The 13,854-nt window shown below is 44.4% G+C and carries 15 protein-coding genes, 1 tRNA gene and 1 riboswitch; of the genes, 10 read left to right on the top strand and 6 right to left on the bottom strand.

Features of this window, described 5'->3' with window-relative positions:
• Positions 1-7: 7 nt before the first annotated feature.
• From EP58_RS01375 to EP58_RS01365, 3 genes are all read right to left on the bottom strand, one after another.
• Positions 8-619 (bottom strand): TVP38/TMEM64 family protein, encoded by a 612-nt coding sequence (locus EP58_RS01375; RefSeq protein ID WP_036089231.1) that lies wholly within the window; start codon positions 617-619, stop codon positions 8-10.
• A 145-nt stretch (positions 620-764) separates the two neighbouring features.
• Positions 765-1,745: a glycosyltransferase family 2 protein gene (locus EP58_RS01370; RefSeq protein WP_036089168.1), complete on the bottom strand. Its 981-nt coding sequence runs from the start codon at positions 1,743-1,745 to the stop codon at positions 765-767.
• Complete coding sequence (locus tag EP58_RS01365; protein ID WP_036089229.1) at positions 1,742-3,835, bottom strand: ArnT family glycosyltransferase; 2,094 nt, start codon at positions 3,833-3,835, stop codon at positions 1,742-1,744. The genes EP58_RS01370 and EP58_RS01365 overlap by 4 nt, the downstream gene beginning before the upstream one ends.
• 242 nt (positions 3,836-4,077) lie before the next feature.
• Between EP58_RS01365 and EP58_RS01360 the strand changes: the two genes are divergently transcribed.
• The 4 genes from EP58_RS01360 (at position 4,078) to nfsA (ending at position 6,841) form a co-directional block, all read left to right on the top strand.
• Positions 4,078-4,148, top strand: a tRNA-Gly gene (locus EP58_RS01360).
• Positions 4,149-4,451: 303 nt separating this feature from the next.
• A complete protein-coding gene (gene queG, locus EP58_RS01355; protein ID WP_103034836.1) occupies positions 4,452-5,576 on the top strand; it encodes a tRNA epoxyqueuosine(34) reductase QueG in 1,125 nt (374 codons plus the stop codon).
• Positions 5,577-5,581: 5 nt separating this feature from the next.
• The gene (gene trmL, locus EP58_RS01350; RefSeq protein WP_036089226.1) at positions 5,582-6,091 is read left to right on the top strand and encodes a tRNA (uridine(34)/cytosine(34)/5-carboxymethylaminomethyluridine(34)-2'-O)-methyltransferase TrmL; all 510 of its coding nucleotides are present in this window, start codon (positions 5,582-5,584) and stop codon (positions 6,089-6,091) included.
• A gap of 12 nt (positions 6,092-6,103) precedes the next feature.
• Entirely contained in the window at positions 6,104-6,841 is a 738-nt protein-coding gene (gene nfsA / locus EP58_RS01345; RefSeq protein ID WP_036089166.1) for an oxygen-insensitive NADPH nitroreductase, read from the top strand.
• 37 nt (positions 6,842-6,878) lie between these two features.
• On the opposite strand, the gene EP58_RS01340 is transcribed toward nfsA, so the two are convergent.
• The 3 genes from EP58_RS01340 to EP58_RS01330 form a co-directional block, all read right to left on the bottom strand.
• The gene (locus EP58_RS01340) at positions 6,879-7,352 is read right to left on the bottom strand and encodes a low molecular weight protein-tyrosine-phosphatase (protein ID WP_036089164.1); all 474 of its coding nucleotides are present in this window, start codon (positions 7,350-7,352) and stop codon (positions 6,879-6,881) included.
• A 1-nt stretch (position 7,353) separates the two neighbouring features.
• Positions 7,354-8,091 carry an SMI1/KNR4 family protein gene (locus EP58_RS01335; RefSeq protein WP_036089162.1) on the bottom strand — a complete coding sequence of 246 codons (738 nt, stop codon included), beginning with the start codon at positions 8,089-8,091 and terminating at the stop codon, positions 7,354-7,356.
• A gap of 84 nt (positions 8,092-8,175) precedes the next feature.
• Complete coding sequence (locus EP58_RS01330; RefSeq protein WP_036089161.1) at positions 8,176-8,601, bottom strand: Rrf2 family transcriptional regulator; 426 nt, start codon at positions 8,599-8,601, stop codon at positions 8,176-8,178.
• A gap of 178 nt (positions 8,602-8,779) precedes the next feature.
• On the opposite strand from EP58_RS01330, the gene EP58_RS01325 reads away from it, so the two are divergent.
• The 6 genes from EP58_RS01325 (at position 8,780) to EP58_RS01300 (ending at position 13,660) form a co-directional block, all read left to right on the top strand.
• Positions 8,780-9,253: a Dps family protein gene (locus EP58_RS01325; protein ID WP_036089159.1), complete on the top strand. Its 474-nt coding sequence runs from the start codon at positions 8,780-8,782 to the stop codon at positions 9,251-9,253.
• Between the two features lie 474 nt (positions 9,254-9,727).
• Positions 9,728-10,030: a HesB/YadR/YfhF family protein gene (locus EP58_RS01320; RefSeq protein WP_036064150.1), complete on the top strand. Its 303-nt coding sequence runs from the start codon at positions 9,728-9,730 to the stop codon at positions 10,028-10,030.
• A gap of 316 nt (positions 10,031-10,346) precedes the next feature.
• A complete protein-coding gene (locus EP58_RS01315) occupies positions 10,347-11,438 on the top strand; it encodes an MBL fold metallo-hydrolase (protein ID WP_103034835.1) in 1,092 nt (363 codons plus the stop codon).
• Between the two features lie 7 nt (positions 11,439-11,445).
• Positions 11,446-11,676: a DUF3006 domain-containing protein gene (locus EP58_RS01310; RefSeq protein WP_036089155.1), complete on the top strand. Its 231-nt coding sequence runs from the start codon at positions 11,446-11,448 to the stop codon at positions 11,674-11,676.
• Between the two features lie 81 nt (positions 11,677-11,757).
• Positions 11,758-11,867: riboswitch (SAM riboswitch) on the top strand.
• Between the two features lie 127 nt (positions 11,868-11,994).
• On the top strand, positions 11,995-13,026 hold the full coding sequence (locus EP58_RS01305; RefSeq protein WP_036089153.1) for a methionine ABC transporter ATP-binding protein: 1,032 nt from the start codon (positions 11,995-11,997) through the stop codon (positions 13,024-13,026).
• The gene (locus tag EP58_RS01300; protein WP_036064158.1) at positions 13,010-13,660 is read left to right on the top strand and encodes a methionine ABC transporter permease; all 651 of its coding nucleotides are present in this window, start codon (positions 13,010-13,012) and stop codon (positions 13,658-13,660) included. The genes EP58_RS01305 and EP58_RS01300 overlap by 17 nt, the downstream gene beginning before the upstream one ends.
• Positions 13,661-13,854 lie beyond the last annotated feature (194 nt).

The following is a 13,854-nucleotide window of genomic DNA, read 5'->3' as shown; positions in this document are numbered from 1 at the left end:
TAACCTCCTAAACGATATCCTTCTTTTTCGACCCCATCCAACGCTCCAACCGCTTGCCGACGTACCACAAAACAACGACAATCACGATCAAAATAAGCAATTTCACAGGATGTTGCAAGATGTCCCGCAGATCATATCCAATGTAACTAATCGCAAAAACCTTAATCACTTTCCCACCGATAAGCGCCATCAAAAATTGGAAAAAGCGGATTTCCGACAAAGCAGCGACCACATTGACTGCAGAAGACGGTGTAAACGGCATCACAAGCAAAATAAAAATCGGACCAAATCCATGTTCATCAATCCAATCCATGACTTTGCGAACGTGCCGATGATGCGTCACAAACCGCAAAAAACGAGTTTGCCCGAACCGTCGCACAATCCAGAAGACGCACAAGCTCCCAAGGATCGCCGCGCTACACGAAATCACGAAGCCCCAAAATAAACCGTACGCGCTCACGTTGACAATCACAAACAAAGAGAACGGTAAAAATGGCAGAAAAGCTTCAATAAACGGCAAGAAAAATGCTAATAACGGCCCAAATGCCCGATACGACTGCATCCACTGCATCACATTATCATATGAGAAAAACTCTTTCATCGAATTATACCAATCTATCATAGCTACCCCACCCAATTCCTAACAGTTTTCTATTATTTTCTCATAATACCCGCAAAATTGCATTTTCAAGCTACTGAAGCAAAACAAAACCATATTTTCCGCGATATTTGGGCATCACGAGAAACTATGGTTTTGCGTCTGGTTAATTCGCTTTTTGATTCATAAATACTGCTTCACTCTGCACGCGCGATTTTTCAAAGCCATACTGTTCGGCGACGATATACAGCGGTCGATCCTTGACCTCATCGTAAATCCGACCGATATATTCGCCAATCATACCTAGAATCACGAGGACAAATCCGCTAAACAATAACTGAATAACAATCATCGAAGACCAACCGCTCACCGTCGTGCTTGTGAATAACGCTTGAAACAGCACGATCAACATGTATATGAAACCAGCGCCCGATAAGACGACACCTGCGTAACTCGCTAGTTTCAACGGCTGGTGGGAAAAAGAAGTAATACCGTCGATGGAGAGTTTGAGCATTTTTTTGAGGGGATATTTCGTTTCTCCAGCCGCCCGTGCATCACGTTCATATGCTACTGCAATCTGCTTAAAGCCCAGCCAGCTCACCAAACCACGAACAAATGGATTTTTCTCATTCAGCTTTTTCAGCTCCGTATAAACTTTTCGATCCATGAGGCGGAAATCCCCAGTATCAACGGGAATCTCCACATCTGTCAGTTTATGCAGCATCCGATAGAACATCTTGGCACTCCATTTTTTGAATAAAGTCTCACCATCTCGTTTTGACCGTTGCGCATAGACGACATCGTAACCTTCCTGCCACTTATGCACCATTTCTAGAATTAGCTCTGGCGGATCTTGCAAATCAGCGTCGATAATAATGACCGCATCGCCACTTGCGTAATCCGTCCCAGCCGTGATTGCCACTTGATGCCCAAAATTCCTAGAAAAAGCGAGGCATTTCACGTGTGGATCGGCGAAACTAATCGCCTGAACGATGGCTAGCGTCTTATCTTTACTCCCATCATTCACGAAGAGGAGTTCGTAATCCAAGGCCAACTGCTCCATCACATTTTTCAAGCGCTGATACGTTTGTTCCATGACCGCTGCCTCATTATAGAGCGGGATAACCACAGAGATTTTTTTCGTCATTGTCCTCCATCCTCCTCCGTCAGTTTGTAGAGTGTGCCACCAGATTGTCCACCTTGCATGCCGCCACGTTGCGAATTTCCCCCTGTTGTCGCGCTCGTTGTTGCATCTGTCGTCGTTTCGTCGCTCCATTCCGAGCTATCCACTTTCATACCATTTTCCTCGATCCAAGCCACAACATCTGAATTACTCGCCTTATTATTCGATGGTAAATAGAAGTATTTTATTTTGCCATCCTTGATTATTTGCTTCAATTCCTTCACTGTCAAAATTGGATCGGTGCCGTTGAACCCACCAAGTGCCATCACGGATTCACCAGTTTTGATAATGTAAGGTGCTGCTGTGGAAGCATCTGTTGTTCCAAATAAGAATTCCGTTCCGCTACTGTTTTCCTCTAGATAGGAAATCAATTTTTCGTTCACCGTTGCATCGGCAAAACCGTCACCACTACTTGTTTTCAGTTGTGGACCAGCTTCTGGAAGCGCGCTGTTGCCACCGTACATCATCGGCGTTAATGCCCAATAAGTCGGGGCTAAAAGGAGCGCAACCAAGGAGGCTACGGCGATCCAAGAAGTCCATGCAGGTTGTTTATGCTTCACGATGAATAGTGTCGTTGCAAGACCTAGACCAATCACGCCGACGAATCCCATCCAAAGCATCGAATATTGTGCGATGAAGAACATTTGTAGACCTGTTGTTGCGACTACTGCACTTGGTAATAAGTAACCAGGCACGCCTTTATTTTTGCGATAAAGTTTGAGTAGGGCCATAAATCCAGCACCAGTTAACGCTGCGATTGCAGGAGCTAACATGATTAAATAATAGTGATGGAAGAAGCCAGCAATACTGAAGAATCCGGCAACTGGAATAAGCCACGCAGCCCAGAAAGCCATCTCTTTTTGCTCCGTATTCCATTGGAAGAAGCGACGTTTACGACTCCAGTTAGCGATGAAAATAGCCGCCGTGCCGAACAATGCCATTGGTAATAACCAACTGATTTGATCACCGAGTGCCGTTTGGAAAAGACGTAATGGGCCGGCTGTACCAGTACCAAACATGCCTGTACCACCCATCATTTTGGAGCCGCCACCAGGGCCGCCACCGTTTCCACCAGGACCACCGCCATTCATGCCATTTGTGGAACCGCTTGGAGGTTGTGGCGGTTGACCGGACATTGATTGCCCATTTTGAGCCGATTCCGTGCTTGCGTCAGGTGCGATATTGTCGTTATTAGTGGAGCTGCCGGGTGCTCCAGCTTGTACATTTGCTCCATCTTGACCGCCACCAGTACTCATACCAGTTTCCTGCCCTAGAAGTCGCTCCATCCCGTTATAGCCAAATGCAAGCTCTAACACGGAGTTTGTCTGACTACTGCCGATGTAAGGTCGTGAGTCCGCTGAGGTGCTGTCCACGATAACCGCCCATGATACGGAAACACCGAGCATCATTACGAGCGCAATCACCAAATGTAGCAGTTTTTTCTTCCAGTTTAATTTTGCTGCGATTAAATAAAATAATAAAAAGGCGGGAACAACCATGTAAGCTTGTAACATTTTGACATTAAATCCGACACCGATTAAAACGAATGCCAATAATAAAAAGCCGATTTTTCCTCTGCGTACTGCTTTAAATAACGCCCATGCACCTAGTAATAGTACGAAAACGAGAATACTATCTACGTTATTCGTCCGACTAACTGCAACAGCAATCGGCGTCGTAGCCATTACAAGTGCTGCGATTCGAGCGGCCCAGCTACCAAATGTCGGTTTTACGAGGAAATAAAGTAATAGAACCGAGGCTACACCTGCGAGCGCTTGCGGTAAAATAACGCTCCATCCATGAATCCCAAAAATAAGAGCACTAATCGTTTGTAACCAGAGCGCGACAGGCGGCTTATCCACCGTTACAAACCCAGAAGGATCAAGCGCCCCGTAGAAAAAGTTAGACCAATTCTCCGTCATACTCGTAACCGCCGCCGTATAATAAGGGTTTACCGTATCATCATTCCATACAGCCCAAAAATTCAGAAACGCAGCGAGCACTGCAATACCAATTAAAAACCAATCAATCCGTCGTTGTTTCACCATTTCCATCACTTCCTTCATTTACTGATAATCCCAGTGTATCTGGCAAATGTGAAAAATGAGTGAACAGAGTGGGAACATAGTTTTAAATGTTTATTTTAGGAGGGAAGAAGTAGTCTAATAATAGATGCATTTCAACTCCGTTTAGCTTTTCGAAAAGAATTTGAAAAAAGTTTTAAAAAACCCCTTGCCAAACACGCGTAGTAGTGATAATATATTAAATGTTGCTAGAACAACTTGTTCTAAACTATGCGGGTGTAGTTTAGTGGTAAAACTACAGCCTTCCAAGCTGTTGTCGTGAGTTCGATTCTCATCACCCGCTCTTAAATATGTTATCAACGCAGTGTTTCGACCTTTATAAGCGAAGCATTGCGTTTTATTTTTGTGTGGATCATATGCGCTGTAAATCGGCGGCAAGCGTTCGCATTCAAGAAGTTTGGTGGACTTCCGGTTCTCACGTACACGAGTACGCTCCGCTTCCGGCTTCCACCAAACTTCTTGAATACAAACGCTTTCGCTCGATTTGTTTAAAGCCATATCTAACTCTTACCCAAAAAGACAAAAGATAAAAAGACAAAAAAACAAGATAAAAAGAACTGAGGTGCGAACCTTGCAGAATATAGATATGAACGGATTAAAACAAGACATCATTGAGTACGCAGATGAAATAGGTATTCAAAAAATAGGATTTGCTTCGGCTGATCCTTTTTTGGAATTGAAAACAAGGCTGGAAGTCGCGGCGAAGGAGGATGTTTTAACTGGTTTTGAACATCCGAATATCGATGAGCGTGTGTATCCTGATCTGATTTTTAAGGAGCCACGGTCGATTATTGCGATTGCGTTGGCGTATCCTTCGAAAATGAAGAATGAGCCGGTGAGCCGGAAAGAGGCGCGTCGTGGTGTTTTTTCTCGGGCTTCGTGGGGAACGGATTATCATACGGTGCTTCGTGAGAAATTGATGCTACTCGAGACTTTTATCACCGAACGTGTTCCGGAGGCTCGCTTTAAATCGATGGTGGATACGGGAGAGTTTTCCGATGTTGCAGTGGCGGAACGGGCTGGGCTTGGTTCGCGTGCTAAGAATACGCTTTTGATAACGCCGGAGTTTGGTTCATTTGTTTATTTGGGCGAGACGCTGACGAATTTGCCTTTAGCGCCGGATAAGCCGATGGGAGATTTGTGTGGCGATTGTAATAAGTGTGTGGAGGCCTGTCCTACGGGGAGTTTGCTCGGGGAAGGGAAGATGAATCCGAAAATTTGTCTGAGTTATTTGAGCCAGACGAAAGGCTTTTTGGATGAAAAATATCGCGAAGTGTTGCATAATCGGTTATACGGTTGCGATACGTGCCAGGTGGTGTGTCCGTATAATCGTGGGCATGATTTCCATTTTCACGAGGCGATGGAGCCTGATCCGGAATTGGTGAAACCTGAATTGAAGCCGCTTTTGTCGATTTCGAATAAGGAATTCAAGGGAAAATTTGGTCCGATGGCGGGCTCGTGGCGTGGGAAGAAGCCGATTCAGCGTAATGCGATTATTGTGTTGGCGCGCTATAAGGATAAAACGGCGGTGCCAGAGCTGATTCGGTGTATGACGGAAGATCCGCGACCGGTTATTCGAGGAACGGCGGCTTGGGCACTCGGAAAAATTGGCGGGGCAGACGCGGAACAGGCGTTGATGCAGGCGCATGACGATGACGCAGAAGTTGTAGCAGAAATGACGCGGGCAAAGAATTTAATAGGAGTAAGGTGAAGAAATTGGCAAATCATATTGTGCTTTATCAACCGGAAATTCCGGCAAATACAGGGAACATTTCACGAACATGTGCGGGGACAGATACGTATTTGCATCTGATTCGACCGCTCGGATTTTCGACGGATGACAAGATGTTGAAGCGGGCTGGGCTTGATTATTGGGATCACGTGAAATTGAAATACTACGATTCGATAGAGGAATTTTTTGAAGTGAATGCGGGCGGCGAATTTTATTTTATTACAAAATTTGGACGCCATTTGTATAGTGATGTGGATTATCGAGACACGAATAAGGATTACTTCTTTATTTTTGGGAAGGAAACGACGGGCTTGCCGGATGCGGTTTTAGAGGCGCATGAGGATACGTGTTTGCGGATTCCGATGACAGACCATATTCGGTCGCTCAATCTGTCGAATACGGCGGCTATTTTGATTTATGAATGCTTGCGTCAACAACAGTTCGGGACGCTGGATCAACTGCCACACTATGATCGTAAAATTTTTAAAGACTAGGGGATGAGTCCAATGAACGAAACGATTGAAGGAATTTTAAGTCATTATTCGGTGCGTGATTTCAAGGATCAGGCATTGACGGAGAACGAGATTGCTTTGCTTGTAAAAAGCGCACAGGCGGCCTCTACGTCGAGTTTTGTGCAAGCCTACTCGATTATCGGTGTTTCCGATTTAAAACTGCGTCAGGAGCTCTCTGTGATTGCAGGAAATCAAGATTATGTCGTGAAAACAGGCCAATTCTTCGTTTTTGTCGCAGATTTGTCAAGGCATCATGAAATCGGGAAGGCGCGCGGTGCAGACACAGAATCGCTGTCAACGATGGAACGTTTCCTCGTGGCAACCGTGGACGCAACACTGGCCGCTCAAAACATGGCAATCGCAGCAGAATCGATGGGGCTAGGTATTTGTTACATCGGCGGAATCCGAAACAATCTTGCAAAAGTTTCCGAATTACTACATATTCCGGACTACGCGACACCCTTATTTGGCCTGACGATTGGCCATCCAACAACGAGTTCCGAACCCAAACCAAGGCTTGCGACGGAACTTGTCTACCACGAAAATCACTATCAACCAAAAGACATGGAAGACTTCAAAAACTATGACGCGACGATTCGCGATTATTATGCCGCGCGAACGGGTGGTAAACGCGTAGAAGGCTGGACTGATCAAATCGAACGCGGTTTGCGACACACGACAAGACAGGATATCAAAGATTTCCTAGCGAGCAAGAACCTTGGAAAAAAATAAGAAAAAACGACGATTCGAGCCTGAATCGTCGTTTTTGTTACATATCGAATTTTTCACGAATTGCGTGTAAAAGCCCTTCACAACCAGCGCTCACAAGCCGTTCTGTTTCCTCGAAATTCCCCGTATAATAAGGATCGGGAACCTCCGACTCTTTTTCATCAGGCGCAAAGTCCATCAATTTTTTCAGGACAACATCACTGTCCAGCGGTTTCAACGCCTCCAAATCTGCCATATTTGAGCTATCCATCCCAATCACATAATCGAAATCAGAAAAATCATCCTGACCGATAAGGCGCGCACGCATTTGCGAATAATCAATGCCGTGCTTCGTCAAAACTTGCTGCGTCCCGCGATGTGGCGGATTACCTAAATTCCAATTTCCCGTCGCCGCCGAATCAATTCGAATCTGATCCGTCAGCCCCGCCGCATTAACCTTTGCACGAAACATTCCTTCCGCCATCGGAGACCGACATATATTTCCCAAACACACAAACAACACACGAACTACCATCTTAATCCTCCCATTCCTTTCTTAACTCCGCGACCTTTTCCGGCCAAAAATGCTGTGATTCCAGCCAACGCAACATCTCATCAACACGCGTAGCATCCAATTTTCTCCTGAAATAATAAATCTGATTCTCAAGCAACGTCACCCCGATTTGCCGAAAAGGCGCTTCCTCAGAATGAAGCAAACCATCAATCTGCGTCAAATACCAATCCTTCTCCGCACGATCCTCCAGCAACTGCAAAATTTCCAACGCCTTCTGCACATTCGCCATTGCCAACATCTGCTCCAATTTTTCAAGCGGATAATTCGGCGCAAAAGCCACATCAAAAGGAGAAAAGTACAGCGATTCCACGAAATCCGCAAAATTTTCCGCGACAACAAGCGTTTGCAACGTCTCGAAATCCACATAAATCACGCGCGGTTCCGCCGTCTGATAATCGAGCCCAATATACCGATGCCCATCTTGATGAAAATACACCTGATTACCCGGCAAATCCACATCCTGCTCCTCCAAAATGTGGCGCTGCAACCCATCAAGCCCCGCGATCGAATAAATTTCTGCATCCGCGAGTCCATACGACGTCGGCTCCGCAACCGGAAAATGATTTTTCGCAAGCAAACCACCATTATGTACACGCAACATATCCTTATATCCGCCCGGTAGCGAAAGATGATGCGTTTCTTCCCAAGTCTCGATCTCACTATCCAAAGCAGGACTCGCCCCACGCAACCAAATACTCATCCGATTCACCTCTTTCTACACCCAGTATACCAAAAAGAATCATTTTTGACGCGCCTTAACATCAAAAATGATTCCGTTCTTTTTTTATGCCAGTTCCGCACGAATCGATTCCACAACATTCGCCATCGTTTTATCCGCCAAAACCTGCTCCATCGCGGTTTGTGCGTCACGCAATGTCTGCTCCATCGCACCTTGAATATGCGCTCCAACCTCACAATGCGGATTCGGATTCTCATGAAATTGAAACAATTCCCCATCCTCGACACTATCCACGGCCTTATACACTTCCAAAAGCGTGATTTGATCGAGAGGCTTCAAAAGCGTCGCGCCACCAGTCCCAGCCTTGACTGCAATAAGCCCAGCCTTTTTCAGCTGACCACTGATGCGCCGAATCACAACTGGATTCGTATTAACACTCCCAGCAATTCGTTCAGAGGTTAATGGTGGCTCTTGGGTAGCAATTAGTGATAAAATATGGGTAGCAACGGTGAAACGGCTACTTATTTTCATCCAAACCAACTCCTTTGTAACCATTGTAGTTACAAAATAAGAAGATGTCAACCATGTTTTAAAATGACGCATAGTGGTACAAGTGATTGTGAGGCATAACACGATTGGACAAATCGGTAAAACTAGTTTATAATTGTTATTAGATAATAGTTATTATAAATAAGGAGGAGAATTATAAATGAAAACAATCAATTCAGTAGACACAAAAGAATTTTTAAACCATCAGGTGGCGAACTTAAACGTATTTACGGTGAAAATTCACCAAATCCACTGGTTCATGCGCGGGCACAATTTCTTCACACTGCACGAAAAAATGGATGACCTTTACAGCGAATTCGGCGAACAAATGGATGAAGTGGCAGAACGCTTACTAGCAATCGGTGGCGCACCATTCTCCACCCTAAAAGAGTTTTCAGAAAACGCAAGCGTAGAAGAAGCACCATACACAAAACCAAAAACAATCGAGCAGTTCATGGCAGATCTTGTTGGCACGTTAGAATTATTACGTGACGAATACCAACAAGGCATCGAACTAACAGGAAAAGAAGGCGACGACGTGACACAAGACATGCTCATCGGCTTCAAAGCATCGATTGACAAACATATCTGGATGTTCAAAGCCTTCCTAGGAAAAGGACCTCTAGAGAAATAGATTATATCCCAGATAAATCGGCGACAAGCGCTCGTATTGTTGGGGCTGTTCGAAATGAAATGAGCTACAGCCCCAATATGCATGAGAGCGAAGCGAGCATGTAATCCTTCCCGGCTGTTCGAAATGAGTTATACCTATAAGCATCGAGAATAGGCGTTCCTTCTAGATATTTAAAACAAGGATGTGATACATCCTCGTTCCACCAAACTCCCTGAATACAAACGCTTTCGCTCGATTTGTTTAAAGCAAAATTTTCGTCTTACCTGGCATAATAGGTTTGGCGATTTTTTGTCGTGTTTAGCTATCAATCATACTGAGGTATTAAATTATATTTTAAGCTTTTATCAAAAAAGAAGTTTAACTTTTCAAAAAAAGTGGTACATACAGTTATCTAGTTGTAAGCAAAATACATGCGAAGTGAGTAGATATCTGCTATCCTTGCAGTAATCGAAATAGGGAAGAGGAGTGATGACAATGCAAATCGAAGTAAGCGATCAAGCACAACACTGGTTTAGAAATGAGTTTAACACGGCCGATGGAAATGGAATTAGATTATTCGCAAAATATGGTGGCTCCAACAGTTCCCTACATCCTGGTTTTTCAATCGGATTAGTATCTGAAAAACCCACGGAAATGGCATTGCAACACAAAATCGGCGATATTTTATTCTACGTAGAAGATCATGATTACTGGTACTTTAAAGATCATGACTGGATCATTGATTACAATCCAAAAAGCGAAGAAGTAACCTTCAAATTTTTCGAGAAAGTAAAATAAATCTCTCAGCGGATCGACAAACGCTCATTTTCGTCGTTAAAAGCACTGTTTCAGCGCTCACGTACTTTAGTACGCTCCGCACTGGAACAGTGCTTTTGCCTAGAAACTAAGCATTTGTCGATCCGCTGAGGTTTGGTAGGAAATCATGTGAAGTGGTTTTTCGAAATTTTGGCGAGTCCTTTATAGGGCTCGTTTTATTTGGTGTAAATCTCCCAACTTTTCCGGCAACTCTTTACTCCAAGAAGCGATTCTGCTATTCTAAGGGGAAGAGAATTAGGGAGTTGAGATTTTGAAGAAATTAGCAAAATGGAGCATCATGGGGATTATTTTAGTCATGCTTATTGGTGGATGCTCAAATAATACACAAACATCCAGCGTTACCGAAAATACGTTAGACGGCGCGAAATTCACTTTTTTTGACGTCGGGCAAGGGGATAGCACGCTTATTCAAGCCGATGATGGCACAACGATTCTGATTGATACTGGCCGCCATGACGATAATCGGATTTTGACATATCTAGAAAAAGCGAATATCGAAAAAATTGATTTGTTGCTTTTAACACATCCGCACTCAGATCATATTGGCAACGCGGATAAAGTCATCAAACAGTATAAGCCGAAAGAAATTTGGATGGATGGACTCGTGTTCAATAGCTCGATTTATGAGCGCGTGATTGATGCCGCTCTGGCTTCGGACGCGAAATATAAGGAGCCAAGACGCGGTGAAAAAGCTACATTCGGACCGTTTGGGATTCAGGTGCTGAGTCCGGATAAATTATCGGATAACGCTAACAACGATTCCATCGCGATTCGTCTAACATACAAAGATATTGCGGCTATTTTTACAGGAGACGCAGAAAAGTCACGCGAACGAGAAATGGTCGACAGCGGCCTAGATTTAAACGCCCAGATTCTCGATTTGGGACACCACGGTTCGTCAACATCGAATCAGCCGTACTTTTTAGATGCAGTCAAACCGGAAGTCGCCGTGTATTCTGCTGAAAAAGGAAATTCCTACGGGCACCCGCACCGCGAAGTCATTCAGTGGCTCAAGGATCGCGATATCAAAACGTATGGAACGGATGTCGAAGGAACGGTAACAATCGAGACGGATGGCAAACAAATCCACGTCGCGACAGAAAAATCCGGCACACCGGAACCTGGAAATAGCACTGGCAAACAAACAACAGAAGAACCAGGCGAGGCGGTTCCGATGCCAAATACAATTAATATTAACACAGCAACCGCAGAAGAACTGCAATATCTACCGAGCATTGGCCCCGTTTTAGCAGACAAAATTATAGCCGAACGACCATATAAATCAATTGACGAATTGAAAAAAATAAACGGAATAGGCGACGGCATTGTTCGACAAATCAAAGAACAAGGCAAAGCAACCGTAAAGTAGGTGTACCATGAGCAAAAAAGCGATTTTAGACCGTATCGAGGATGGAAAAGCGGTTTTTCTACTCGAACCAGATGAGCAAATATGGACAATCCCACAAACCAAACTGCCAAAAAATATTCACGAAGGCAGTTCGGTTCTAATCGATGGCACGAGAATCACACTAGACGCCCAAACAACAGCGGAAAACAAAGCACGCATCGCAGCGAAACTCGAACAATTGCGCAGAAAAAACGATTAATAAACAAAGAACTTTTCCAAAAGTGGTTGACAGTATCCGAAATACACGATATAGTTATAAAAAATAAATAACGACTTACACATTTTATCCAGAGAGGTGGAGGGATTTGGCCCTACGAAACCTCGGCAACAGATCATGTATTGATACTGTGCCAATTCCAACAAGCATTCCATTTGCTTGGTAGATAAGGTGAGACGACAAAGACTGCATTCATATGACTGTATAATTATTCGGTACATAGATGTTTGGACTAGAATCTCCTCTTATTAACTTAAGGGGAGATTTTTTTGTGGGTAAGGCAATTAAGGGAGTGATAGGATGATCGAATTCAAAAATGTAACAAAAACATTCAAAAGCGGAGGCAAAGAAATTACCGCGTTAGACGGCGTTAGCTTAACCATCGAAAAAGGCGACATATTCGGCGTAGTGGGCTTTAGTGGCGCAGGAAAAAGTACCTTGATTCGCACGGTAAACCTACTGGAGCGGCCCACAAAAGGCTCCGTGGCTGTGGCAGGAACCGATTTAACAACATTAAAATCCAAAGAACTTCGCGCAGAACGAAAAAAGATTGGCATGATTTTTCAACATTTTAACTTATTGAATTCCAAAACGGTCTTCGATAACATCGCGATACCGCTAGCTTTAATACATACAAACCGAAAAGAACGCGAAAAGCGAGTGCTGGAATTGTTGGACTTTGTTGGCTTAGCAGATAAAGCAAAGAATTATCCCGACCAATTATCCGGCGGCCAAAAGCAGCGTATCGGGATTGCACGTGCACTCGCAACAAATCCAGAGGTGCTCCTGTGCGATGAGGCAACGAGCGCATTAGATCCAGAGACAACAGGCGCGATTCTCGAACTGTTACAAAAAATCAATAAAGAATACAATATCACGATTCTGCTCATCACCCACGAAATGTCCGTGATACGCGAAATCTGCAATCGAGTAGCGGTGATGGAAGGCGGTAAAGTTATCGAAGAAGGCAAAGTATTCGATATCTTTTCAAAACCACAAAGCCAAACGGCGAAAAACTTTGTCAAGACGGTAATCAATGACGATATTCCAGCCAGCGCACTGAAGCTGATTCAAAATCACGATGCAACCGTTTGGAAATTCACATTTGTGGGAGAATCATCAGGAAATCCGCTACTTTCGAATATTGCCAAACAATTTGACGTCAATGTCAGCGTCCTAAGTGGGAATATCTCTGAAATTCAGGCGATTGCGTTTGGCTACATGATCGTGGAAGTCACAGGTGAGCCAGAAGAAATCGCAAAAGCCTTCGCTTACGCAACGACGCAAAATGTCAAATTAGAGGAGGTGGGAGCGCATGGAAGTCACATCTGAACAGCTAAGCACGGCATTTATTGAAACGCTATACATGGTTACGTGGTCACTCTTATTTGCTTGCCTTATAGGGATACCACTCGGTGTCTTACTCGTCGTAACGCGAAAAGGTCACATTTTGCAAAATACAGTGATTTTCAATATTTTAAACCCAATTATCAACATTTTGCGTTCGGTGCCATTCATTATTTTACTAGTCGCATTGATTCCTGTGACGCGTTTCATCGTCGATTCGAGCATTGGCGTGAAAGCCGCGATTGTTCCACTTGTTTTCTACGCAGGACCTTACATTGCAAGACTTGTTGAAAACTCGCTTTTAGAGGTGGATCAAGGGATTATCGAGGCAGCTCAAGCGATGGGCGCGAACGCGTGGCAAATTATATGGCGATTTATGTTGCCAGAGGGTCTTAGCTCATTGATTCTGACGCTAACTACCGCGACGATTGGTCTCGTTGGTGCTACGGCAATGGCAGGAGTTGTTGGTGCAGGCGGGATTGGAAACTTGGCGATTACGTATGGGTATCAGCGTTATGATAATATCACGATGCTCGTTACAGTCATTATTTTGGTCGTTATTGTCCAAAGTGTCCAGTCGCTGGGGAACTTCATTTCTCGCAAAATCCGCCGCCGTTAGGCGCCGGCGACGCCGAGAAACGCTCATCTTCGTCGTTAAAACCTGTGCTACGGGGTTCTCGTACAAATCGTACGCTCCACTCCGTTGCTCGGCTTTGCCTAGAATCTAAGCATTTCTCGGCGCCACCTCCGTTTGGAGGTTCAATCGTGAAGGACACTTAAACATGATTTTAAGAAAAGATAAAATAATAAATA

Source organism: Paenilisteria newyorkensis (assembly GCF_000766145.1).
In the GTDB taxonomy this organism is placed as follows: Bacteria; Bacillota; Bacilli; order Lactobacillales; family Listeriaceae; genus Listeria_A; species Listeria_A newyorkensis.
The sequence above is the reverse complement of the archived record's forward strand: the minus strand, read 5'-3'. Positions and strand labels throughout refer to the sequence as shown.